This is a genomic window from Thermohalobaculum sediminis (assembly GCF_023487995.1).
Lineage (GTDB): Bacteria > Pseudomonadota > Alphaproteobacteria > Rhodobacterales > Rhodobacteraceae > Thermohalobaculum > Thermohalobaculum sediminis.
In genome coordinates this window covers 70,488-92,333 of record NZ_JAMFKN010000002.1, presented here as the reverse complement: position 1 = coordinate 92,333, position 21,846 = coordinate 70,488, and the positions used below count along the sequence as shown (strand labels likewise).

Below are 21,846 nucleotides of genomic sequence, written 5' to 3'. Positions count from 1 at the left end.
GGCCGGGCGGCCCGGTCGCCCGGATGACGGCGCAACCCGGCGAGCTGCGTGGCGCCCCCGACCCGCAAGGCGACGCGGCTTTCGGGCCGCTGCTCTCGAAGGTGTCGATCCTCGTGGTGGACGACGAGCCGGGCATCCGGAACTTCCTCGTCCGAATCCTGGGACCGCGCTGCAAGCGGATCGAGGCCGCTTCCGACGCGGCCGAGGCGTCGGCGCGCCTCGATGCGCAGCATTTCGACATCGTGATCCTCGACAACCTCATGCCCGGAAAGACCGGCGTCGAATGGCTGGCCGAGCAGCGCCGGATCGGCTTCTTCGCCGATGCGATTCTGATGACCGCCTACGCCGATCTCGACACCGCGATCCTCGCGCTCAGGGCAGGGGCGGCCGACTTCATCCTCAAGCCGTTCCGCTCGAACCAGATCCTCAACGCGATGGCGCGCTGCCTCGAGCGCGGGCGGCTCGCGCGCGAGAACTACGTGCTGCGCTACGAGTTGCGGTCGACCTCGGACCACGTGCTGCTGCGCGAGCGGCTGATCGGCGAGTCGCCCGCGATCCGGGCGGTTCGCGAGACCATCGCGCGGGTGGCGCCGCTGCCCACCTCGGTGCTCCTCACCGGTCCGTCGGGCACCGGCAAGGAGGTCGCGGCACGGTCGCTGCACGCCCTTTCGGACCGCGCGGACAAGCCTTTCGTGCCGGTGAACTGCGCCGCGATCCCGGCCGATATGATCGAGAGCGAGCTGTTCGGCCATGCGCGGGGCGCCTTTACCGGCGCGGAGGGCGCGCGCGAGGGTCTGTTCCTGCACGCGCGCGGCGGCACGCTCTTCCTCGACGAGATCTGCGAGTTGCCCCTGCCGCTGCAGAGCAAGCTGCTGCGCGCGCTGGAGGACCGGCGAGTTCGCCCGGTCGGTGCAGAGCGCGAGGTGCCGGTCGATCTGCGCTTCGTCTTCGCCACGAATGCCGACCTTGCCCGCGAGGTCGCGCGCGGCCGCTTCCGTGCCGATCTCTACTTCCGCATCAACGTGCTCCAGATCGACCTGCCGCCGCTGAAGGATCGCGGCGGCGATGTCCACGACCTTGCCGAGCTGTTCATGCAGAAGCTCTCGCGCCAGCTTGGCATGCCGGCGGTGCCGATCGGCGCCGAGGTGCGCGCGGCGCTTGCCGCCTATGACTGGCCCGGCAATGTGCGCGAGCTGCGCAATCTCGTCGAGCGCGCGCTGATCCTCGGCCGGTTCCCCGAGCTGTCGGGCGGACGCGCCGCGCGGGGCGACGCTGGCGAGGGCCCCGCCTCGCTGGCCGAGGTCGAGCGGCGTCACATCCTTTCGGTCCTCGAGATGGCAGGCGGCGACCGCGAGGAGGCGGCGCGCCGCCTGGGCGTCTCGCGCAAGACGGTCGATCGCAAATGCGCGCTCTGGGGAGCCTGACCGGCGGCCTGCCTCGTCTCTTCCGGCCCCGGCGCGGCGGCGGCGAGGGGCGCGGCCGTTCGGTCCGCTTCCGGCTCCTCGCCATCGCGCTTCTGCCCACCCTCGTGATCCTGCCGCTGCTGCTGGGCGTCACCATCCTGCGCTGGAACGCCAAGTTCGACGCGACGCTGATCTCGAAGGTCAACGGCGACCTCACCATCGCGCATCAGTACCTGTCGCGGATCGTCGAGAACACCGGCGAGCAGATCGCGGCACTTGGCGCCTCGGCGCGCCTGCGCGACGCGCTCGCGGCGAGCCCGCGGGGCGGGCGCGACCTCGGCCCGCTGCTTGCAGAGATGCGGGCGGGTCTGGGGCTCGACTTCCTTCACCTCGTCGAGGCCGACGGAACCGTCCGGGCCGCGGCGGCACCGTCGACCGGGGCGCGGCTCGGCGCCGACTGGCCGATCCTCGACTCGGCGCGCGCGGGCCAGCGGGCGGCGGCGATCGACGTGTTCGGCGCGGGCGAGCTTGCCGCGATCGACCCCGCCCTCGCCGCGCGCGCGGATCGAGCTGGTGCCGACCGCGAACGCGGTCCCAACGGGGCGCAGCGTCGAGACGCGCGGCATGGTGGTCCATGCGGCCGCGCCGGTCGGGCCCGGCCCCGGCGCAGGGCTGGTGCTGGCGGGCGGTGTCCTGCTGAACCAGAACCTCGTCTTCATCGACACGATCAATGACCTCGTCTATCGCGAGGCGACGCTGCCCGAGGGCAGTCGCGGAACGGCGACGCTGTTCCTCGACGACGTGCGGATCAGCACCAATGTGCGCCTGTTCGAGGGGAGGCGCGCGCTTGGGACGCGCGTGTCGGCGGCGGTGCGGGCGGCCGTGCTCGACCGGGGGCGGACCTGGCTCGACAGCGCCTTCGTGGTGAACGACTGGTACATCTCGGCCTACGAGCCCATCCTCGACAGTCACGGCGCGCGCGTGGGGATGCTCTATGTCGGGTTCCTCGAGGCCCCCTTCACGCAGGCCAAGGCCTCGACGCTGGGGGTGATCGCGCTCGCCTTCGTCGTCATCACCGCGGCCAGCGTGCCGATCTTCCTCGGCTGGGCGCGCGCGATCTTCCGGCCGCTCGAGCGCATGACGCGAACGATCGCGCGGGTCGAGGCGGGCGATCTGGCGGCCCGGACCGGGCATTCGGACGTCGGCGACGAGATCGGGCGCGTCGCCGTCCATCTCGACCAGCTGCTCGAGCGCCTCGCGGCGCGCGAGCGCGAGCTCAGGGCATGGAACGACGAGCTGAACGCCCGCGTGGAGGCGCGCACGCGCGAGCTGCAACGCGCCAACGACCGGCTCGAGGCCACGACGAAGCAACTGGTGATGTCCGAGAAACTGGCCGCGATCGGCGAGATCACGGCGGGCGTCGCGCACGAGATCATCAACCCGCTCGCGGTGATGCAGGGCAATATCGAGGTCGTGCGCAGCACCATGGGACCCCGTGCCGAGCTTGCCGTCACCGAGTTCCGCCTGCTCGACGAGCAGGTCCAGCGCATCGGCCAGATCGTTGCGAAGCTGTTGCAGTTCGCGCGGCCCGAGGAATACGCGGTCAGCCTCGAGCAGCATGCTCCCGCCGAGGTGGTGAGCGACGTCCTGCCGCTGTTGCAGCATCTTCTGGACCGCTCCGGGATCGAGCTCTGCCGCGACGACCGCGCGAGCCGGCGGCTCCTGATGAACCGCGTCGAGCTCCAGCAGGTTCTGGTCAATCTCGTCGTCAATGCCATCCATGCAATGCCCGGCGGCGGAGTGCTGACGCTGGCCACGCGCGACGAGGACCGCGACGGGCGGCGCGGTCTCGTGATCGAGGTGCGCGACACCGGCTGCGGCATCCCGGCGGGAGTGATCGGCCGCATCTTCGACCCCTTCTTCTCCACCAAGGCGCGCGAGGGCACGGGCCTCGGCCTCTCGATCAGCCAGAGCCTCGCGACCCGCCAGGGCGGGCGCATTTCGGTCTCAAGCACGCCAGGCGAGGGGGCGATCTTCACCGTCTGGCTGCCCGAGGCGACCTGACCGCGCGGACAATCTGTCCGGCGCCCGCGGACAAACTGTCCGGTGCGGCGTCGGCGCTTTAACGAATCCTTGATAGATCAGTGGCTTCCAGGCTGGCACGGGCATTGCATCTCGCCCTTAGCCATCACGGCTGACAAGAATCGACTGGGAGGATCACTGATGCCAGCGCGCCACCGCGGCGGATAACCGCCCCACAAGATCCCGCGCCGCGGCGGCGGCCGCAGTCGCGGGACATGCGCCGAGGCCGGGAGTGCCTTCCGGGCCTCGCAATCCGAAGGAACGGCAAAGACTGACAGCCGCGGGGGCCGGGCGCCCTGCGCGGAACGAGGGAGGACTGCATGACGATTTCAACGGACACCGACGTCGGCGGCTATGGCGGCGTCGGGCTGCTCGACCGCGAGCGGATCATCGCGACCCCGGGCTTCAACCGCTGGCTGGTGCCGCCGGCGGCGCTCGCCATCCATCTGTGCATCGGCATGGCCTATGGCTTCAGCGTGTTCTGGCTGCCGCTGTCGCGCGCGATCGGCATCGACCAGCCGGTTAGCTGCGCCGACCACAGCGTGGTCTCGGCCCTCTTCACCACCACCTGCGACTGGCGGGTGGCTGACCTCGGCTGGATCTACACGCTGTTCTTCGTGCTGCTGGGCTCGTCGGCCGCGATCTGGGGCGGCTGGCTGGAGAAGGCCGGGCCGCGCAAGGCGGGCGTCGTCTCGGCAATCTGCTGGTGCGGCGGCATCGCGGTGGCGGCGCTGGGCGTGATGTTCCACCAGCTCTGGCTGATGTGGCTGGGCGCGGGCGTCATCGGCGGGATCGGGCTGGGGCTTGGCTATATCTCGCCGGTCTCGACGCTCATCAAGTGGTTCCCGGACCGGCGGGGCATGGCGACCGGCATGGCGATCATGGGCTTCGGCGGCGGGGCGATGATCGGCGCGCCGCTCGCCGACAAGCTGATGAATCATTTCCGCACCCCCGAGTCGGTGGGCGTGTGGGAGACGTTCCTCGTGATGGCGGTGATCTACTTCGTCTTCATGATGGCAGGCGCCTTCGGCTACCGCATCCCGCCCGCCGGCTGGCGGCCCGAGGGCTGGACCCCGCCCGCCGGGACCGGGCGTGCGATGATCACCACGCGCCACGTCCATCTGCGCGACGCGCACAAGACCAAGCAGTTCTGGCTGATCTGGGCGGTGCTGTGTCTCAACGTCTCGGCCGGGATCGGGGTGATCGGCATGGCCTCGCCGATGCTGCAGGAAATCTTCGGCGGCCGGCTGATCGGCCAGCCCGATCTCGGCTTCACCGACCTTGACGCCGCGCAGAAGACCGCCATCGCCGCGATCGCGGCGGGCTTTGCCGGGCTGCTCTCGCTGTTCAACATCGGCGGGCGCTTCTTCTGGGCCTCGCTCTCGGACCGGCTGGGGCGCAAGAACACCTACTACGCCTTCTTCGCGCTCGGCATCGTGCTCTATGCGCTGGCGCCGACGGCGGCGCACATGGGCAGCCAGCTCATGTTCGTCGGCATCTTCTGCATCATTCTGTCGATGTATGGCGGCGGCTTCGCGACCATCCCGGCTTATCTTGCGGACATCTTCGGCACGCAGTTCGTGGGCGCGATCCACGGCCGGCTGCTGACCGCCTGGGCGACGGCGGGGATCATCGGTCCGGTCGTCGTGAACTACATCCGCGAGTTCCAGATCGACGCAGGCATCCCCCGAGAGCAGGTCTACGACTTCACGATGTACATCCTCGCAGGGATGCTTGCCTTGGGTCTCCTGGCGAACGCGATGGTCCGGCCGCTGTCCGACAAGTGGTTCATGTCGGACGACGAGGTGGCCAAGCTCCAGGCCAAGTCGGCGGCGGCGCAGGCCGGCCCCACGGGGTCGTTCGGCATCGGCAAGGGTGGCTTCGACGGCAAGGTGCTGGCCGCCTGGGCCTGCGTGGGCCTGCCGATCCTGTGGGGCGTCTGGATCACGCTGCAGAAGACGGCCGCGCTGTTCTGAGGCCACGGGCACGCGCCAAGGCCATTCCCGGCGACACTACGCCGGGGATGGTCATCGCGTCCGTAGCAGCGGGGACGCCCACGCAAATCGCTGCCGGCCCGGTGTCCGTGACGGCGCGCGCCGCGTTCTCGAAGGCCTCGGCCGGGGTCATGTCGAAGCCGCGCACGCCGACATCGCCTTCGTGGAGGAAATGCTCCCAAGCGGGTGGGTGGACGGCGGTGCGCTCGGGCGCCTCTATGTTGAAGCATTACACGTCACGTGCCGCGCGCGCCTTGCGCTCGGTCAAGCCGCGTGCTGCCCGGAAAACTGTACTGTCGGTGCAGTTCGGGCGCGCGGGGATGCGTGCGGCCGGGCGGATCGGTCGCATGAAAGCATTCACAAGACTATGAAAATAAACAGATAAGCAGGAAATTCCGACCCCGTGAACCACGAGTTCACTATCCTGAAGGAGCCCCCGCGGCTAGTCATCCGGCATGCGCGGCGGAGGCAATTCAGCCCGGCGGCGCAGGGGCCGGGGGACGCCCTCCGGCCCGAGGGGAAGGAGAGAGAAAGATGATTTTCGACACTCAGGGCAATTCGCTGACCGGCGCGACCGAGGCCGCGGCCACCGCATTCGAGCAGGCCGTGCGCGCCTTCAATATCTATCGCGGCGACCCGGTCGCCAGGCTCGACGAGGCGATCGCCGAGGCCCCGCGCTTCGCCATGGCGCATCTGACGAAGGCCGCGCTCTACGCGCTGGCGACCGAACCCGCTGCGGCGGCCGAGGCCCGGGCGATCCTCGGCCATGCCCGGACGCTGCGGATGGACGAGCGCGAGGCGTCCTTCGCGGCGGCGATCGACCACGTCCTGCGCGGCGACTGGACGGCGGGGGCGGTCGCGCTCGACCACCACAACATCGCCTGGCCCCACGACCTCGTGGCGCTGCAATGCGGGCACCTGATCGACTTCTACCGGGCGAACGCGCGCAACCTGCGCGACCGGATCGCGCGGGTCCTGCCGAAGTGGTCCGCGGACAGGCCGGGCTATTCGATCGTGTTGGGCTTCCATTCCTTCGGGCTGGAGGAGACCGGCGATTACGCCTTCGCCGAGGCGCGCGGGCGCGAGGCCTGCGAGCGCGAGCCACTCGATGCCTGGGCGCACCATGCGGTCGCGCACGTCCTCGAGATGCAGGGCCGCGCCGCCGAGGGTGTCCAGTGGATGACGAGTCGCGAGCCGCACTGGTCGGGAGACGGCAACTTCATCCAGGTTCACAACTGGTGGCACCGGGCGCTGTGTCACATCGATCTCGGCGAGACTGCCGAAGCACTGGCGCTCTACGACGCGCCGATCCGGGGCGGGCTAAGCGCGGTGGCGCTGGACCTGGTGGATGCCTCGGCACTGCTTTGGCGCCTGGCGATGGAGGGGGTCGATGTGGGCGACCGCTGGCAGGAGCTCGCGAGCGCATGGGACGCGCATGCGGATGGCGAGCTCTACGCCTTCAACGACTGGCACGCGGCGATGGCGTGGCTGGGCGCGGGCCGGGCGGGGGACGTGGACGTGCTGCTCAGGCGCTATCGCGAGAACTCCGCCACGACCGAGGCGGCGGGTTGGGCGCGCGGCACCGGGCATGACCTGATCGCGGGCTTCGCGGCCTTCTGGCGCGGCGACCATGCGGAGGCGGCGGAAAAGCTGTTCCGGGCGCGTCACATCGCCAACGCCTTCGGTGGCAGTCATGCCCAGCGCGACATCATCGACTGGACGCTCACCGAGGCCGCGCTGCGCGGCAAGATCGGCGGGCTGGCCGAGGCGATGGCGAACGAGCGCCTGGCCCTGAAGCCGCACAGCCCGGTCAACCGCCGCTTCCTGTCGCGGGCGTCGGCCTTGCCGATGGCGGCCGAGTGAGGACGGCCCCGGCCGTGGCGCGAGGGGGCGCCGCGGCCGGGGCGCGCGTTCCCGGCGCGCGGACCGGGCAGGTTGGTCACGGTCGGGGGGGGCGGCCGCCCGTCCGCCTGCGAGGATCGGCGGTGGTCCCCGGCCCGGAAGTTGCGTGCGGCGCGGCTCAGTCCGCCGCTTCGGTATTCGGCACGCCCTCGGCCCCCATGTAGACGACCAGGATGCGCACGGCCGTGCTGCCGTCGTTGCGACCGTTGTGCGGCCAGTCCATCGCCTCGAGGATCGAGGCGCCGGCGGGCAGGACGCGCTCGCCGCGCGCGCCGTAATCGACCGTGAGGGTCCCTTCCAGAACCTGCCCGTAGAGCGGCACGGCATGGCTGTGCCAGCCCGTCTCGGCCCCCGGCGGCAGGGTCACGACCGCCGCGGTGACCTGTGGCGTGCCCGCGGGGTACGCGAGCGGCCGGCCCAGCACGTCCGCGCCGCCCTGCAGCAGCAGCGTCACCTCGGGCCTCGCCGCGGGCTTTGGCGCATCGGCGCGGGCGCATGCCGCGAGGCCGAGCCCGATCGCCGCCGCCATCGCGGCCCGCATGCCGGTTGTCGTCGATGTTCTCATCGGCGGCTTTCCCCTCAGCCGAGTTCCATGGTGGCGATCGCCTGAAGGCCGGGCCCGGCCTCGGGCGCCGGGCCGCGATACATCCGGGCGGTGGTGAAGGGCACGGTCCAGCCCATGGCCTCGAGCTCGCGGCGCAGAGCGAGATTCGCCTCGGGCAGGTCGATCACCAGCGGACCGGCCCCCGCGCGCCGCGCCGCCGCGCCGACGAGACCGAGCGCCGCCCCGGTGCCGGGCGCGACGAGGGGGCCGATCTTGGTGCCGCGCCCGCACGCGCGCAGCGTCGCGAAGCCCGTGATGGCGCCGTCGCGCTCGAGCACCAGCGTCTCGCGCCCATCGCGCGCTGCAAGCCAGGCGGCGAGGAAGCGCGGTCGGTCGATCCCGTTGGCCGCGCGGTCGAGGCGGGCGAGATGCGGCAGGTCCGGGGGTATGGCTGGGCGGACCCCGGGCAGCGGGTCCGGCGCCGCCGTCCCCTCGTGGCGCAGGCTCGAGCCCGCGGCGACGAAGCCCGACCTGCGGTAGTTCGCCTGCTGCGCCGGCACGCCGTCGAGCCCCACGGTCCGCGCGCCGGCATGCTCGAGCGCAGCCGTCCATGTCGCAATCCCGTGCCCCTGCCCGCGGAACTCGGGCCGGCAGATGTAGAGACCGAGGAAGGCAGAGCCGGGCGCGTGGTTGACGACCGAGATCGCGGCGGCCGGCACGCCCCCGACCCGACGGAGGAAGAAGCCCTCGGGATCGGCGGCGTGGAAGGCGGCGGCGTCGCCGAGGCCAGGGTTCCAGCCTTCCTCGGCCGCCCAGCCAAGCACCTCGGCGAGCCCGTCCGGGCCGAGCGTCTCGATCGTCGCGGTCATCGCTTGCGCCCCTGGCCGGCAGCCGCGCCGCGGCCATTTGCGGCAGGGTGCGCGCGGGCCGCGAGGGCGTCAAGCGGCGGCGCGTTGCGCGTGGCCCATGCGGTCGCGTGGCCGTGTCACTTGCGGATGTAGCTGCCGTCCGGCTGGCGGAAATAGGTGCCCTTCGGCGCCTGGCCCACGATCTTGGTGGCGAACAGCTTGCCCACTTCGGCGGGGGCGACATTCGTCTCGCGCGCCCGCTTCTCGTAGAGCGCGCGGCGCTGGGCGTTGACGTCGTTCACCAGCGCACGCGCATCCGCCGCCGCGCCCGGGTCGCGGAGCTCGACGAAGCCGTCGAACCGCTCCGCCACCACCCCGTTCGCGCGGTAGGTGTCGAGCTTGGACTGCGCCGCGGCGTCTTGCGGGGCGGCGACCAGCGCCGCGAGGAGGAAGCCGAGCGCCGCAATTGCGCGGGCGGCCAGGGACAGGGGGCGAGCCATCTCAGAAGATCTCCGGCGCATTCCTGATGTCCTTCTCGGCCTGTTCCTCGAGCTTCACCCGGACCTCGGCGTCCACCTTGACGTTGAGGTTGATGGTGATCGGCTCCTTCGGCGCCTCGACCCGCACCGTCGGCTCGCATGCCGCGGTCGCGAGGCAGGCGAGGAGGAGCGAGATCGGGCGGCCTGCTGTCATCTGGAGCACTCCATCACCCTCGCGGGCAGTCGTGAGGTGAACGCAACTATAGCCGCGCTCCGTCGCCGGTGGACAGGGTTTCGCTCACCGCGCGCCGCCAAGCCCGCCCTGCAGCAGCCCCGCGCCGATCCTCCGGCCCTCGCGCACGGCGGCGAGGATGCGGTCGAGCTGCCCGCTGAGGTTGATGTTGAAGTCGAACGGGTGACCGTCGAGCACCGCCGGATTCGCCCCCTCGAGCCGGATCGCGAGCGTCATCTCGCCGCCCGGCGCCTGCTCGACGCCGATGGCGAGGGCCTGGTAGTGGAAGTCCTCGAGCGCGCGGACGGCGAGCTCGACCTGCTGGCCGGCCGCGATCAGCGTCTCGCGCGCGCCGCCCCAGTCGACCCGGACGATGCCGGGGCCCTCGGCCGCGAGCCGGCCGCCGGCGATGCCGATGCCCGCGCGGCCGATGCCGAGCGGGAGCGTGCCCGACAGCGTGCCGGTGCCGCTGACCCCCTCGATCCGCCAGTCCGCGAGGAGCGTTCCGAGCGAGAGACCGCGCAGGTCGAGCGTAAGGGCGTTTGTGGCCACGCCCGTGTTCCAGACGGCGTCCTCGAACGCCACCGTACCGCCCGCGAGCGCCGCCGACGCCCGCGCGATGCGAACGCCCGCGCCGCGGCGGCCGGGCTGGATCGAGAAGCGCAGATCCGCATCGGTCACGGGGACCCCGGCGATCAGCCGTCGTGCCCTAAGGCGCTGGGTCCCCGCGGTTGCGGGCGGCGCGAGGCCGGTGAGATCGACGGTGCCGGAGAGGCCCTCGACATCCGCCTCGGCCGTGCTCGCCGAGATGTCGTCGAAGCGCAGCCGAAGGCGGGTGGTCGCGCCCCCGGCCCCGGCTGCGATGGTGCCGTCCAGCGTGACCGGCCCCTCGACGTCGCGCAATCCGGCGAGGAGGGGCGAGAGCGCGGCCGGTTGCAGCCCCTTGCGCCGGAATGCGATTCGGGTGGGCCCGAGGCGTGCCTCGACCGCGGGGGCGGCGAGGTCGGCCGTCACCTCGACCGGCAGGGCGAGGCCCGCGCCCGCGACCGCGCCCGACGCGCGCAGCCCGGTGCCATCGAGCCGGCCCGCGAGGGTGAGCTCGGCGGGCGTGAACCGGCGCGGCGCCGCGGTGTCGCGCAATCCTGCGCCAAGGGCAATATCGGCGGCTTCGGCTCCCGTCGGGCGCTCCAGCGCGAGGCTGCCGCCCGTGATGGAGAGTTCGTGGTCGGGCACCGTGGCCGCGACGTCGGCAAGGGCGAGGCGGCCCGTCATTTCGGCGTCGGCATCGACCGTGAGGCGCGCCTCGACGCTCCGCAGCGCCGTGGGCCCACCGCGCGTCTCGATCATCGCTTCGAAGGGGTCCACCCGCGCGGCGAGCGCGATCCGGGTGCCGGCCGCGTCCTGTTCGAGGCGGGCGTTCCCGGCGGTCAGCACGATCGGCCCGGCGGTCGCGCCGATCCCCGGCGCCTCGATGGTGTCGGCGGCCAGCCTGAGCCCCGGCGCGGCGCCGAGCGACCAGCCCGAGGCGGTGGCGGCGAGGTCGAGCACGCCCTCGGCGCTTGTGGCGGCGGCCCGAGCCAAGGGTCCGTTCAGATCGGCCGTTTCGGCCATGAAGGGGCCCGTCAACCCGATCTTCCCGTCCGGCGTCACCCGGCCCTCGGCCTGCCAGTCGAGCGACCCGAGATGCCCGGACCAGCCGCCTTGCGAGAGCGGAACGTTGTGCGCGGCCAGCGCGAGGCCGAGCGGCGCGGGCTCCGCGAGCCGGAGGTCCCCACCAAGCGCCGCCTCGGTTTCGAGCCGCAGCGCGACGGCGGCGTCCGCGGCGGTGAGCCGGAGATCGGCCGACGCCTCGATGGTGCCGCCCTCGGCGGTGCGGCGCCAGGCTAGCCGCGCCTCGGCGCCCCGTGTCTCGGCGACGATCGGGCTGCTTGGCGTCCAGCCGGGCGGTGCGAAGGGCTGGAGCAAATCGGGCGCGACGCCGCGCATCTCGAGGCGCGAGATCGGCGCCAGCGCCAGATCGAGGCCGTCCGCGCGCCCGGCGAGCGACCAGCCGAGATCGCCCGAGAGCTCGCGCCCGGTGGCGTCCGCGAGCCCGTCGAGCCGCAGCCGCCCGCGGAGCTCGAGCCCGGCCAGCACCGCAAGCGCGTCGGGGCGCGCGGGCAGGCGCAGGCTGCCCGCGACGTCGAGACTGCCGGAGCCGCGGCGCAGGGACAGGGGCCGCATGCCCGCGATCTCGTGGGCGCGGGCGAGGTCAAGGGCGGCATTGCCCGAAATCGCGAGCGGCCCGCCTCCACCCGGCGCGGCCGACGCAACCCGCGCCCGTCCCGTCAGTGGCCCGAGGTCGAGCGCGATGTCAAGGTCGGCCGCGATGCCGCCGGCGCCGGGCCGGAGACTGCCGTCGAGCGCCACCGTGCCCGCGAGCGGCGCGCCGAGGGCCACCCGGGCGTCGGCGACGATGATCCGCTCGACCGCGACGGGGACGTCCGCGCCACCCGCCGCGGCCCCCAGCGGCCCCGCGATCTCCTTGAGCCCCGCCGAGGCGTCGAGCCTCAGCCCCTCGATCCGGACCTCGCGGAACCGGCCGCGGGCAAGCGCGGACGGGTCGTAAAGGATCCTGACCCGCTTTGCCGAGACGGCCGGGGCAGCGAGGCGGATGTCCTCGATAAGCGCCGCCGTGTCGCCGAGTTCGGCGACGCGGAGGGCCTCGACCCGGAACCCGCGCGCCTCGAGAACCTGGCGCGCCGCGTGTCCGGCGATCTCGCGGCGCTGGTGGTGGATTGCGGCGAGGGCGGCGGCCAGCATGCCGAGGATCAGGAGAAGTCGAACCGCCCGCCGCCGCATCTGCTCCGATCCCCGCATCCTAGTCCCGGCGCGATGCTAGCACGTCACGGGACGGGGAGTCGGCAGCACGCCCGCAGATGGCGCTTGACATCACTCAGTTTATGATATTGACATCATTTTCATTTTACGGAGAGCGGCGTGCGGGCTGTGGCACATCTCGCGGACGAGGCGACGGAGCACCGCTTCGAGCGGGCCCTGACGCGCGCAAGCGCCGCTGCGCGCAAGTCCGAACGGACGCAGGCGCGCCTTCAGGCCGCCGCCTGCCGCCTGCTGGAGACGGGCGCCCCGTCGGAGCTGCGAATCGCCGACATCTGCGCCGAAGCGGGCTTGGCCCATGGCACCTTCTATGTCTATTTCCGCGACATCCGGCACCTCATGGCCGAAACGCTCACAGCCTTCGTGGGCTTCCTCAAGGCAGGGATGCGAAAGGCCGCGCGCGAGCGGGGCGGCCATCGCATCCGCAGCACGACCGCGGCCTATGTCGCACTGTTCGAGCAGAATGCGGGCTTGATGCGCTGTCTCGTCTCGCGCGTCGACGCCTTCCCCGAGGCGAGCGCCGCCTTCGAGCGCCTCAACCGGGAATGGGCCGAGACCGTCGCCGATGCGCGGTTGCGCCGGCTTGCGCGCGAGCCCGGCGCGCCGGTGCCGGGCCGGGACGAGGTGCTCCGCCGCGCCTACGCGCTGGGGGGGATGGTGGACCAGTATCTCATCATGCTGCTGTTCGGGGGCGATCCCGTGCTGACCGCGGTCTCGCGCGACCGCGACGCCGTGATCGACACCCTGAGCCAGATCTGGGAGCGGGGGATGGACCCATGACATCATTGCCGACCGCGCTGATGCCCGGCGCCGAGTTCCGCGCCCCGGCCGAACTGGCGGCCCATCAGCAGGCCGCCTGGGACGTGCAGCGGCGCCATGTCGCGGCGAACTCGGCCTTCTACCGCCGGCTCTGGGACGGCGTCGCGCCGCCCGCGGACCTGCGCGAGCTGCACCGGCTGCCGCTGTCGGACAAGGGCCAGTTGCGGCTGTCGCAGGCGGCGCATCCGCCGTTCGGCGACTATCTCGCGGCACCCGAGAGCATGGGCGCGCGGCTGCACCGGACCTCGGGGACCACGGGGCAGGCGATGAACCTCGCGCTCTCGGCCGCGGACTGCCGGGTGACCGAGGCCGTGGGCGGGCGGTGCCATTCCGCCGCCGGGCTGGGGCCGGGGCACAAGGTGGTGCACTGCCTCAACTACCAGATGTGGATGGGCGGGCTGACCGATCACCTCACGCTCGAGGCCACAGGCGCGCTGGTGGTGCCCTTCGGCGTGGGCGGGACCGAGCTGCTGATCCGCACGATCCGCGAGGTCGGGATCACCGCGATCTCGTGCACGCCTTCCTACCCGGCGGTGCTGGAGCGCGTCCTGGCCGAGAGGTTCCCCGGCCTCGCGCCGCGCGAACTGGGGCTGAGGCTCGGGCTGTTCGGCGGCGAGGCGGGGCTCGACGACCCGGCGCTGCGCGAGCGGATCCGCGCGACCTGGGGGATGGAGCCGCGCAACGCCAATTACGGCGTCTCGGACGTGTTCTCGAACTTCGCCGGGCAGTGCGCCCACGACACGCGCCTCCACTTCATGGCCGCCGACGTGCTGTGGCCCGAGCTGGTCGAGCCCGAGACCGGCGCCCCCGTGGCGCTGGAGGACGGGGCCGAGGGCGAGCTGGTGCTCACGCATCTGGTGCGCGACTGCCAGCCGCTGGTGCGCTTCCGCACCGGCGACATCATCGCCGTCGATGCGACGGCGCCCTGCCGTTGCGGCCGCACCGGCTTCCGCTTCCGGGTGATCGGGCGCAGCGACGACATGGTGGTGGTGCGGGGCCTCAACCTCTTTCCCACCATGGTGGCCGCGGTGCTGGGCGAGATGCCGGAGCTGTCGGGCGATTACCGCATCGTGCTGTCCGCGCCGCCGCCCTACGATCGCCTGCCGCTGCATGTCGAGCGGGCGCGGGGCGTGCCCGACAGCCCCGGCCTGGCCGCCCGGGTCGCCGCCGCGGTCAAGGCGCGGCTCGGGGCCACCGCCGAGGTCACGGTGCTGCCTCCCGGCAGCTTCCCGGTGACCGAGGGCAAGACGAAACGGGTGATCCGGGAGGGGCGATGATGAGCAGTTTCAGCTATGCCACGGTCCTGAGCGCGCTTGAAGAGGGGAGCGTGCGCCGCATCAGCCTCAACCGGCCCGAGCGGCTCAACGCGATGAACCGCCAGCTCATCGACGACGTGGCGCGCGCCTTCGATGACGCCAATGCCGATCCCGCGACGCGCGCGATCGTATTCACCGGCGAGGGGCGGGCCTTCTGCGCCGGCGACGACCGGCGCGAGCACGCCCACCCCGAGAGCGAGGAAGCCGCGCGTGACCTGGTCGAGGCCATCCAGCGCGCGACGCGGGCGATCTCTTTCGGGCCCAAGCCCGTGGTCGGCGCGATCAACGGCTGGGCCGTGGGCGGCGGCTTCGAATGGGCGATCAACTGCGACTTCCCGATCTGGGCTGAGGGTGCGCGCGCCTTCTTCCCCGAGGTCTCGCTCAACCTGTTCGTGACCGGGGCGGTGACGGCGCTTCTGCCGGCGATGGTCGGGCTCGCCAAGGCGCGCGAGATGCTGATGCTGGGCGAGCGTTACGACGCGGCCGAACTGGGCCGGCTGGGCGTGGCCTGGCGCGTGGTGCCAGATGATGCGCTGGCGGGCGAGGCGATGGCGGTCGCCCGGCGGCTCGCTGCCCTGCCGCCGCTGGCGGTGCGGGCGATGAAGCGCACGCTGAACGCGACGGCGACGGCGGACCTTCACCGGGCGCTGCAACTCGAGACGGACGCCACAGTCGCGGGCTTCATGGACCCCGAGACGACGCGGCTCCTCAAGGCGTTCTGAGCGCCTTGCGCGCGTCTGCCCCGCCATGCCCGGGCGGGGTGTCGGGTTGCTCGATCGGGGCCGTACCCGCGAAGAGCGCCTGGGCGCGCTTCAGCGCCAGCTCGCCGATGATGCGGCCCATCTGCTGGCCGCGCAAGTTCGCGTCCTGGATATGGATGCCGCCATAGAGCCGGGATGCGCCGGCCTCTCGCGCGGCGTCGAACAGCGTTGGCCAGACCAGGACCATCGGCGGCCCGGCATGGTCGTCGAAGGCGAGGTCCCGGGCGACAAAGCGCCCCAGGATGTCCGGGCCCGGCTCGTCATCGAGGTCGAGCACGATCGTGGTGGGGTGGATCGGGTCGTGGAAGCGCTCGCTGCCCGTGAAGCCCGCGATCGTCACGGCGGCGGCCATGCTGAACACGCTGTGGCCCGAGACGTATTCGGGGAAGGCGGGCGTCAGGAATGTGGGATCCTGATAGGGGAGCCAGTCGCGGCCGGGGAGTTCCCCGACGCCGCGATGCGGCCCCACCCATGACACGACCGTCGCGTCACGCCAGTGATGGCGGATCGCGGTGATCGGGCGCGCCGAGTCGTAGGCGCGCTTGGCGTCCCACGCTGCGATCGCCGCGTCATGGAGCGCGCCGGAGAGGGCGAGGAACAGCCTCGCGGTCTCGCCCGTCCCGTAACCTTCGCGCAGCGCGATGCCGTGGGCGATCTGGTTCCAGTGGCCGGGCGGCGTCTCGGAGCGAGGGCCGTCCGCCCAGAACTCGGCAACGCAGCGCCGCAAGGCGCCGAGGGGCGTGTCGTCGAGCGTGCCGTGCAGGGCCAGCACCTCGGCATATTGTTCGACCCATGCATCGTGGCCGGTGCTCCGGCGTCCGCGCGCATCGAAATAGGGGCGGGGGTCGCCATGCACCGGCGGCCCCGCCGGGCGCACCGCGTCGCCCGCGGGCAGCGCGAAGGGGCGCACGCCGCCCCAGTGCGGGGTCAGGAACGCCTGCGCCATGTAGGAGCCGGGGTCGCTGGTCGCCACCGGGTTGCCGAAGCCGTCGCGCGCCGTGCCGTTCGGCACCTTCAGGGGCTGCCAGCGGTTCGGATCGTAGCCCGGCGCGCCCGGCACCGCCGCGAGCCCGTTGACCGGCCGGTAGCCGGTCGGGTCGCGGAAATCCTCGCGCCAGTTCGACCCGTCCTCGGCCCAGAACGCAAGGACGGCATCCGCGACGACGGCGCCGATCCGTGCGGGTCCGTCCGGGTCATCCTCGTCACGGCCCGACCGATGGCCGAGCCGCCGGTGCAGGCTGTCGAAGATCTCGCGGCTCGCCGGATAGAGCGCGGATGCGACCCGGTGCGCGGCATGGCTCACCGCGGCGGAGATGTTGGCCTCGGTGCGGTCCGCCGCGGGGCGGCGCAGCGCGGTGCCAAAGCGTGTGCCGGCGGCCCGCGCGTCGTAGGCGGCCCAGGCGTCGTAGATCGCGCTGTGGAAGATGTGGAGATTGCGCGCGGTCACCGTCGGCCGCGGCGGATGCGCGCGGATGGCCGCGAGCATCGCCTCGTTCCAGTTCAGCACGAGGTTCTGGTAGGGCATCGGCCGGTAGGCGCGGCCGGGCGCACCGCCCTCCGGCCGGACGGCGGGATCTGCCGCGCTCGCAGCCGCGCCCTGCAGGGCGAGCAGGACGCAAAGGATGAATGTCGCACTCCGCGTCACGGCCGAGTTCCCCCCCCCCGACCTCCTCGGTGCCCCGAGCCGAACGCGCGACAGACCGTGCCGCCCGATCGGCGCGGCGGTCCCGGGCAATGACCCGATGCTACCCGATGGCAGAGCCTTTCGCCATCCCGGGCGTTCCATCGGGCACCGGGAGGCCACGCCGAGGCCGCGGCGCGGCGTGGTCCAGCGGATCGCCGGGCGCGACTTGATCGAGCGCATCCCGCGGGCGGCGACGGGCGGTTATTGGTGGGCCATGCGACCCCGATTCTTCCCCCTGCTGGTGAATGGCCGGACCGGCGATCCGGCCCTGCATGTCGACCTGCCGATGGAGCGGCGCGCGCTGATGTTCGACCTTGGCGATGTCTCGCGGCTGCCCCCGCGCGCGGCGCTGAGGCTGAGTGACGTGTTCGTCTCGCACACCCATGTCGACCATTTCATCGGCTTCGATCAGCTGCTGCGGTTGCTGGTCGGGCGCGAGAAACAGCTTCGGCTGCATGGCCCCTCGGGCTTCGCCGACCGGGTCGAGGCGAAGCTGCGCGCCTACACCTGGAACCTCGCCGCGAGCTTCCGGGCCGATCTGGTGCTGACGGTCACCGAGATGCATTCGCGCGGCCGCGGGCTCCGCACGCAGTTCCGGCTGACCCGGGGCTTTGCCCGCGAGGCGGACGAGGCGGTGGCGCTCGCGGACGGGGTGCTGCGCGCCGAGCCCTCGCTGAGCGTGCGGGCCGCGGTGCTCGAGCATCGCACGCCATGCCTCGGCTTCGCGCTGGAGGAGCCCGAGCATGTCAACGTCTGGCCCAACCGGCTGGCGGAGATGGGCCTCGCGCCGGGCCCGTGGCTTGCCGGGCTGAAGGCCGCGCTGTTCCGCCGGATGCCTGACGAGACACCCATCGCGGCGATGGGTCCCGGAGGCACGCGGCACCTCCCGCTCGGGGTCCTGCGCGAGCGGGCGGTGTCGATCACGCCGGGGCAGAAGCTCGCCTATGTGACGGATGCCGCCTTCACGCCAGAAAACCGCGCCGCGATCGTCGCGCTGGCGCGGGATGCCGACATCCTTTTCATCGAGGCGGTCTTTGCCGCGCGCGATGCCGCGCTGGCCGTCCGGCGCGCGCATCTGACGACGGCTCAGGCGGGCGGGCTCGCGCGCGAGGCGGGGGTGGCGCGGGTCGAGCCCTTCCACTTCTCGCCGCGCTATGGCGGGGCCGAGGCGGCGATGCTGGCCGAGGTCGAGGCCGCGTTCCGTGGCGCGTGAGCGACGATCGTGCCCGCGGGCGGGCATCCCTCGCCCGGTGTCAGCGTGGCCTTGGATCGAACAGGCCGCGGACGAACTCGCGATAGAGCAGCGTCTGGCGAGGCAGCGCCGCGGCGTCGTTCGTGACCTTCGACAGGATGATGCCGCCGTCGATCACCGCCGAGAACATGTCGGCGAGGTCGTCGAGGTCGATCTCGGCCCGCGGCGGATAGAGGGCGGCGATGTGGTCGAGCCGCTCGCGCAGCCGGCGGCGGAAGCCGAGCACGGCGGCGGTGTTGATCTCGCGCACCTCGCGGTCGAACAGCTGCTCGTGATAGCAGATCGAGGCGATCATGCAGCCGGGGTGGCCGCGCGGCAGGTCGGCGAACACCTCGGCAAGCATCCGCAATGCCGCAAGGAAGGCTTGCAGCGGATCGTCGACGAGCTGGTCCGCGCGGGTGAAGATGTCGTCGAGGATGCGCTCGTCCTCGGCCACGTAGCGCTGGAGCAGGGCCTTGGCGAGGTCGCCCTTGTCGCGGAAGTGGTAGAAGAAGCCGCTCTTCGAGATCCCGACGGCGGCGATCAGCTCATCGATCGAGGTGCCGCTGAAACCCTTGGCGAGAATCGCCGCCTCGGCGGCTTCGAGGATCTGCTCGCGCGTCGGCGCGCGCCGCGGCGGGGCGGTGGTTTCCATCTCGCGCTCTCCTGTCGCGATCGATCCTAGCACGGCCGGGGGCGCGGGCGCATGACTTCCTCGCCTCGGCTGCCACCTCGGATCGGCGCAACGACCCACATGCACAGGGCGGTTCCGCCACATGGCAGCTGTTCAAGCGCGGCGTAGGGATCACGCGGGCGCGCTAACGCCAGCACTTTGCCGCGATGCGGCAGCGGTGAGCGATCTGGCCGCCGCGGCACCGGGATCGCGCCATCAGCGCGTGCTTATGGCGCGGGGTCTAAGCGTGGCGCCGATGGATCGCGGGCCGCGGTGAGGCCAGCTTCGACGCGAGGGAAGGCCGGTGCGGTCCGGCGCCCCACATTCAGAAGGAGTATCGCCATGACACGCATCCTGCTGGTTCCCGCGATGGCAGCGGCGCTGACCGCCCTGCCCGCCCTGGCCGTCGAGCCGGCAATGGGCGCGCGGCTCGGCGCCACGCTGGACGAGATTTCGGCCTCGCTGGCGGCGGACGGCTACGCGCTGACCGAGTTCGAGAGCGAGGACGGGCGCATCGAATTGACCGTCATCAAGGAAGCCCGCCGCATCGAGGCTTATGTCGATCCTGTCACGGGCGAGGTCACGCGGGCCGAATCGCGCAGCCGTGGCGGTCCCTGGCCGCTGCCGGGCGTGAACGACGCCGAGTGGCGGGCGCGCCTGGCCTTGGAGGGCTACGAGATCGTGAAGTACGAGCGCGAGCGCGGCGAGATCGAGGTCAAGGCGATGCGCGACGGGCACCGCTGGGACCTCGAAATCGACCCGCGTGACGGCCGCACGGTCAAGGTCGAGGAGGACGACTGATGTCCGAGACTGGGTCTGGCGGTGGGGCCGATCGGCCCTGGGACCCGATCGTGCGCCTGACGCACTGGGGGATCGCGGTAGCGGTCCTCCTCAACGGTCTGGTGACCGAGGATGGTGGGCAGGTGCATGTCTGGATCGGCTATGCGGCGCTCGCGCTCCTGGCGCTGCGGCTGGTCTGGGGCGTGGTCGGGACACGGCGGGCGCGGTTCACCGCCTTCCCGCCCAGCCTCTCGGCGGCGCGGGAGCATCTGGGCGAGCTGGTCGGGCTGCGCTATCGCGACTACCCGTCCCACAATCCCCTTGGCTCGCTGATGGCTTATGCGTTGTGGGGGCTGCTGGCGGTCGTCACGCTCACCGGCATCGGCATGGCGGGCTCGCCCTTCGACGAGCGGCCCGCCTTCGTGCAGGCCGAAGGCCAGCTCGACCGCGATGACGACGAGCGGGAGGAGGAGAACGAGGTTCTCGAGGAGATCCACGAGGTGGCGGCGAACCTGATGCTGGTGCTCGCGGCCCTGCATGTCGGCGGCGTCGCGCTCGAGAGCAGCCTCGCGGGCCGCAACCTCGTGCGCCCGATGCTGGGCACGCGGCGCGGCGGCGGGCGGTGACGGGGCCCGAGCCCGGCGAACGGCGGGGCGGTGCGCGCAGCACCGCCCTTGCCGTCGTGCTGGTGCTGCAGGCGCTGGCCGCGGCCTTCTTCGCCGGCGACGCCGTGGCCGACATCACCCTTGCGGGCCTCGATCTGCACGTCGCGATGGAGGCGGTGATCGCGCTGGCGCTGGCGGCGGGCGTCGTCTTCGGCGCGCGCGAGATGCGGCGGATGGTCGAGCAGGCCGACCGCAGCGAGGCCGCGCTGATGGCCGCGCGCGGCGCGCTGGGCGAGCTGATCGAGGCGCGCTTCGCGCATTGGGGCCTCACGCCGGCCGAGGCGAGCGTCGCGCTGATGGCGCTCAAGGGCTTCGACGTTGCCGCGATCGCCGGGCTTCGGGGCGCGGCGCTCGGCACGGTGCGCGCGCAGCTTGCCCATGTCTACGCCAAGGCGGGCGTCGCGAGCCGCGCGGAATTGCTTGCCGTGTTCATCGACGACCTGCTGGAGGGCCCGGTCGACGGCCCAGCTGCCGGCGGGGACGAGCTCCCGGCGGCACGCGAGGGCTGACGGGCCCCGCGCGCCCTGTCGCGGACGCAAGGCGGGGGCGTCGAAATCGGCGTGGTTCTCGGCGGGCGAATGCGCTATCGCGGTGGCCGCGCCGAAGGGGATGGCCGCGCGATGCGCAACGAGGACACGCGGCGGGGCTTTGCCCTGGGGGTCACGGCCTATGTGCTGTGGGGCTTCCTGCCGCTCTACATGAAGCTGCTGTCGCACATCCCGCCCGCCGAGGTGATCGTGCACCGGGTGATCTGGTCTATCCCGATCGCGGGCGCGGTGCTTCTGGCGATGGGGCGCACGGCCGACCTGCGCGCGGCGCTGCGATCGCCCCGCACGATCGGGATGGCCGCGGTCACGGCGGCGATCATCTCGCTCAACTGGGGCATCTATGTCTGGTCGATCGTCTCGGGCCATGCGCTCGATGCTGCGCTGGGCTACTACATCAACCCGCTGTTCAGCGTGCTTCTGGGCGCGGTGCTGCTGGGCGAGCGGCTGACCGGCGCGCAGATCGCTGCCATCGCGCTGGCGGCGGCAGCCGTCGTCGTGCTGACGCTCGACACCGGCAGGCTGCCGCTGGCCGCGGTGGGGCTGACCCTGTCCTGGGGCGCCTATGCATTCTTCAAGAAATGGCTGCCGGTGGGGCCGAACCAGGGTTTCCTGCTCGAGGTCCTGCTGCTCATGCCGCCGGCGCTCGGGTATCTGGCATACCTGACCGCGACCGGGCAGAGCCATTTCCTCACCGCCAGCGCTGCCGATACCTGGCTGCTGCTGGGCTGCGGCGCGGTCACGGCGGTACCGCTGATGATCTATGCCAATGGCGCCAAGCTGCTTCGGCTCTCGACCATCGGCGTGCTGCAATACATCGCGCCCACGATGATCTTCCTCGTGGCCGTGTTCGTGTTCGGCGAGCCGTTCGGCCGCGCGCGGATGATCGCCTTCCCGATGATCTGGGCGGCGCTGGCGATCTACACCGCTTCGATGCTCAGCGAGGCGCGGCGGACGCGCAGGCAGGCCGCGCATCTGCGGGAGGGCGAGGCGGGCGGCCGCCCGGCCTGA

General features: G+C 72.1%; 20 protein-coding genes. 13 read left to right on the top strand and 7 right to left on the bottom strand.

Features of this window, described 5'->3' with window-relative positions; translation table 11 throughout:
* Positions 1 to 23: 23 nt before the first annotated feature.
* The 5 genes from M1105_RS04360 (at position 24) to M1105_RS04345 (ending at position 7,342) form a co-directional block, all read left to right on the top strand.
* Complete coding sequence (locus M1105_RS04360) at positions 24 to 1,424, top strand: sigma-54-dependent transcriptional regulator (RefSeq protein ID WP_249579126.1); 1,401 nt, start codon at positions 24 to 26, stop codon at positions 1,422 to 1,424.
* A complete protein-coding gene (locus M1105_RS20785) occupies positions 1,403 to 2,137 on the top strand; it encodes a hypothetical protein (RefSeq protein ID WP_319936765.1) in 735 nt (244 codons plus the stop codon). The genes M1105_RS04360 and M1105_RS20785 overlap by 22 nt, the downstream gene beginning before the upstream one ends.
* Entirely contained in the window at positions 2,028 to 3,467 is a 1,440-nt protein-coding gene (locus M1105_RS04355; protein ID WP_319936764.1) for a sensor histidine kinase, read from the top strand. The genes M1105_RS20785 and M1105_RS04355 overlap by 110 nt, the downstream gene beginning before the upstream one ends.
* Positions 3,468 to 3,805: 338 nt before the next feature.
* The gene (locus M1105_RS04350) at positions 3,806 to 5,461 is read left to right on the top strand and encodes an OFA family MFS transporter (protein WP_249579125.1); all 1,656 of its coding nucleotides are present in this window, start codon (positions 3,806 to 3,808) and stop codon (positions 5,459 to 5,461) included.
* 552 nt (positions 5,462 to 6,013) lie between these two features.
* Positions 6,014 to 7,342, top strand: a complete 1,329-nt coding sequence (locus tag M1105_RS04345) for a tetratricopeptide repeat protein (RefSeq protein WP_249579124.1) — start codon at positions 6,014 to 6,016, stop codon at positions 7,340 to 7,342.
* A gap of 157 nt (positions 7,343 to 7,499) precedes the next feature.
* Here M1105_RS04345 and M1105_RS04340 read toward each other — a convergent pair whose 3' ends face one another.
* The 5 genes from M1105_RS04340 to M1105_RS04320 all read right to left on the bottom strand — a co-directional run bounded on the left by M1105_RS04340 (position 7,500) and on the right by M1105_RS04320 (position 12,325).
* Entirely contained in the window at positions 7,500 to 7,946 is a 447-nt protein-coding gene (locus M1105_RS04340) for a cupin domain-containing protein (RefSeq protein ID WP_249579123.1), read from the bottom strand.
* A gap of 14 nt (positions 7,947 to 7,960) precedes the next feature.
* Positions 7,961 to 8,794: a GNAT family N-acetyltransferase gene (locus M1105_RS04335; protein ID WP_249579122.1), complete on the bottom strand. Its 834-nt coding sequence runs from the start codon at positions 8,792 to 8,794 to the stop codon at positions 7,961 to 7,963.
* A gap of 116 nt (positions 8,795 to 8,910) precedes the next feature.
* Positions 8,911 to 9,273 (bottom strand): YdbL family protein, encoded by a 363-nt coding sequence (locus M1105_RS04330; protein ID WP_249579121.1) that lies wholly within the window; start codon positions 9,271 to 9,273, stop codon positions 8,911 to 8,913.
* A 1-nt stretch (position 9,274) separates the two neighbouring features.
* Entirely contained in the window at positions 9,275 to 9,466 is a 192-nt protein-coding gene (locus M1105_RS04325; protein ID WP_249579120.1) for a YnbE family lipoprotein, read from the bottom strand.
* Positions 9,467 to 9,550: 84 nt separating this feature from the next.
* Positions 9,551 to 12,325 carry an intermembrane phospholipid transport protein YdbH family protein gene (locus tag M1105_RS04320; protein ID WP_249579119.1) on the bottom strand — a complete coding sequence of 925 codons (2,775 nt, stop codon included), beginning with the start codon at positions 12,323 to 12,325 and terminating at the stop codon, positions 9,551 to 9,553.
* Positions 12,326 to 12,463: 138 nt separating this feature from the next.
* Between M1105_RS04320 and M1105_RS04315 the strand changes: the two genes are divergently transcribed.
* From M1105_RS04315 to M1105_RS04305, 3 genes are read left to right on the top strand one after another with little or no spacing between them, the layout of a single operon-like run.
* The gene (locus M1105_RS04315; RefSeq protein WP_249579118.1) at positions 12,464 to 13,141 is read left to right on the top strand and encodes a TetR/AcrR family transcriptional regulator; all 678 of its coding nucleotides are present in this window, start codon (positions 12,464 to 12,466) and stop codon (positions 13,139 to 13,141) included.
* Positions 13,138 to 14,457 carry a phenylacetate--CoA ligase family protein gene (locus M1105_RS04310; RefSeq protein WP_249579117.1) on the top strand — a complete coding sequence of 440 codons (1,320 nt, stop codon included), beginning with the start codon at positions 13,138 to 13,140 and terminating at the stop codon, positions 14,455 to 14,457. The genes M1105_RS04315 and M1105_RS04310 overlap by 4 nt, the downstream gene beginning before the upstream one ends.
* Positions 14,457 to 15,218: an enoyl-CoA hydratase/isomerase family protein gene (locus tag M1105_RS04305; RefSeq protein WP_249579116.1), complete on the top strand. Its 762-nt coding sequence runs from the start codon at positions 14,457 to 14,459 to the stop codon at positions 15,216 to 15,218. The genes M1105_RS04310 and M1105_RS04305 overlap by 1 nt, the downstream gene beginning before the upstream one ends.
* Here the strand turns inward: M1105_RS04305 and M1105_RS20780 are convergent.
* On the bottom strand, positions 15,205 to 16,902 hold the full coding sequence (locus M1105_RS20780; RefSeq protein WP_249579115.1) for a vanadium-dependent haloperoxidase: 1,698 nt from the start codon (positions 16,900 to 16,902) through the stop codon (positions 15,205 to 15,207). The genes M1105_RS04305 and M1105_RS20780 overlap by 14 nt on opposite strands.
* Before the next feature lie 253 nt (positions 16,903 to 17,155).
* Here M1105_RS20780 and M1105_RS04295 point away from each other — a divergent pair, with 253 nt between their 5' ends.
* Positions 17,156 to 18,154, top strand: coding sequence for a ribonuclease Z (locus M1105_RS04295; protein ID WP_249579114.1), 999 nt, complete (start codon positions 17,156 to 17,158; stop codon positions 18,152 to 18,154).
* Positions 18,155 to 18,194: 40 nt separating this feature from the next.
* Here M1105_RS04295 and M1105_RS04290 read toward each other — a convergent pair whose 3' ends face one another.
* On the bottom strand, positions 18,195 to 18,827 hold the full coding sequence (locus tag M1105_RS04290) for a TetR/AcrR family transcriptional regulator (protein WP_249579113.1): 633 nt from the start codon (positions 18,825 to 18,827) through the stop codon (positions 18,195 to 18,197).
* Positions 18,828 to 19,187: 360 nt separating this feature from the next.
* Here M1105_RS04290 and M1105_RS04285 point away from each other — a divergent pair, with 360 nt between their 5' ends.
* The 4 genes from M1105_RS04285 to rarD all read left to right on the top strand — a co-directional run bounded on the left by M1105_RS04285 (position 19,188) and on the right by rarD (position 21,846).
* Complete coding sequence (locus M1105_RS04285) at positions 19,188 to 19,646, top strand: PepSY domain-containing protein (RefSeq protein WP_249579112.1); 459 nt, start codon at positions 19,188 to 19,190, stop codon at positions 19,644 to 19,646.
* On the top strand, positions 19,646 to 20,251 hold the full coding sequence (locus M1105_RS04280) for a cytochrome b/b6 domain-containing protein (protein ID WP_249579111.1): 606 nt from the start codon (positions 19,646 to 19,648) through the stop codon (positions 20,249 to 20,251). The genes M1105_RS04285 and M1105_RS04280 overlap by 1 nt, the downstream gene beginning before the upstream one ends.
* A complete protein-coding gene (locus M1105_RS04275) occupies positions 20,248 to 20,799 on the top strand; it encodes a helix-turn-helix transcriptional regulator (protein WP_249579110.1) in 552 nt (183 codons plus the stop codon). Before M1105_RS04280 ends, M1105_RS04275 begins: the two co-directional genes overlap by 4 nt.
* A gap of 111 nt (positions 20,800 to 20,910) precedes the next feature.
* Entirely contained in the window at positions 20,911 to 21,846 is a 936-nt protein-coding gene (rarD, locus tag M1105_RS04270; RefSeq protein ID WP_249579109.1) for an EamA family transporter RarD, read from the top strand.

Coding starts and splice junctions, on each gene's coding strand:
- M1105_RS04360 (WP_249579126.1), top strand. CDS start 24: ATGACGGCGCAACCCGGCGAGCTGCGTGGCGCCCCCGACCCGCAAGGC.
- M1105_RS20785 (WP_319936765.1), top strand. CDS start 1,403: ATGCGCGCTCTGGGGAGCCTGACCGGCGGCCTGCCTCGTCTCTTCCGG.
- M1105_RS04355 (WP_319936764.1), top strand. CDS start 2,028: ATGGTGGTCCATGCGGCCGCGCCGGTCGGGCCCGGCCCCGGCGCAGGG.
- M1105_RS04350 (WP_249579125.1), top strand. CDS start 3,806: ATGACGATTTCAACGGACACCGACGTCGGCGGCTATGGCGGCGTCGGG.
- M1105_RS04345 (WP_249579124.1), top strand. CDS start 6,014: ATGATTTTCGACACTCAGGGCAATTCGCTGACCGGCGCGACCGAGGCC.
- M1105_RS04340 (WP_249579123.1), bottom strand. CDS start 7,946: ATGAGAACATCGACGACAACCGGCATGCGGGCCGCGATGGCGGCGGCG.
- M1105_RS04335 (WP_249579122.1), bottom strand. CDS start 8,794: ATGACCGCGACGATCGAGACGCTCGGCCCGGACGGGCTCGCCGAGGTG.
- M1105_RS04330 (WP_249579121.1), bottom strand. CDS start 9,273: ATGGCTCGCCCCCTGTCCCTGGCCGCCCGCGCAATTGCGGCGCTCGGC.
- M1105_RS04325 (WP_249579120.1), bottom strand. CDS start 9,466: ATGACAGCAGGCCGCCCGATCTCGCTCCTCCTCGCCTGCCTCGCGACC.
- M1105_RS04320 (WP_249579119.1), bottom strand. CDS start 12,325: ATGCGGCGGCGGGCGGTTCGACTTCTCCTGATCCTCGGCATGCTGGCC.
- M1105_RS04310 (WP_249579117.1), top strand. CDS start 13,138: ATGACATCATTGCCGACCGCGCTGATGCCCGGCGCCGAGTTCCGCGCC.
- M1105_RS04305 (WP_249579116.1), top strand. CDS start 14,457: ATGAGCAGTTTCAGCTATGCCACGGTCCTGAGCGCGCTTGAAGAGGGG.
- M1105_RS04295 (WP_249579114.1), top strand. CDS start 17,156: ATGCGACCCCGATTCTTCCCCCTGCTGGTGAATGGCCGGACCGGCGAT.
- M1105_RS04290 (WP_249579113.1), bottom strand. CDS start 18,827: ATGGAAACCACCGCCCCGCCGCGGCGCGCGCCGACGCGCGAGCAGATC.
- M1105_RS04285 (WP_249579112.1), top strand. CDS start 19,188: ATGACACGCATCCTGCTGGTTCCCGCGATGGCAGCGGCGCTGACCGCC.
- M1105_RS04280 (WP_249579111.1), top strand. CDS start 19,646: ATGTCCGAGACTGGGTCTGGCGGTGGGGCCGATCGGCCCTGGGACCCG.
- rarD (WP_249579109.1), top strand. CDS start 20,911: ATGCGCAACGAGGACACGCGGCGGGGCTTTGCCCTGGGGGTCACGGCC.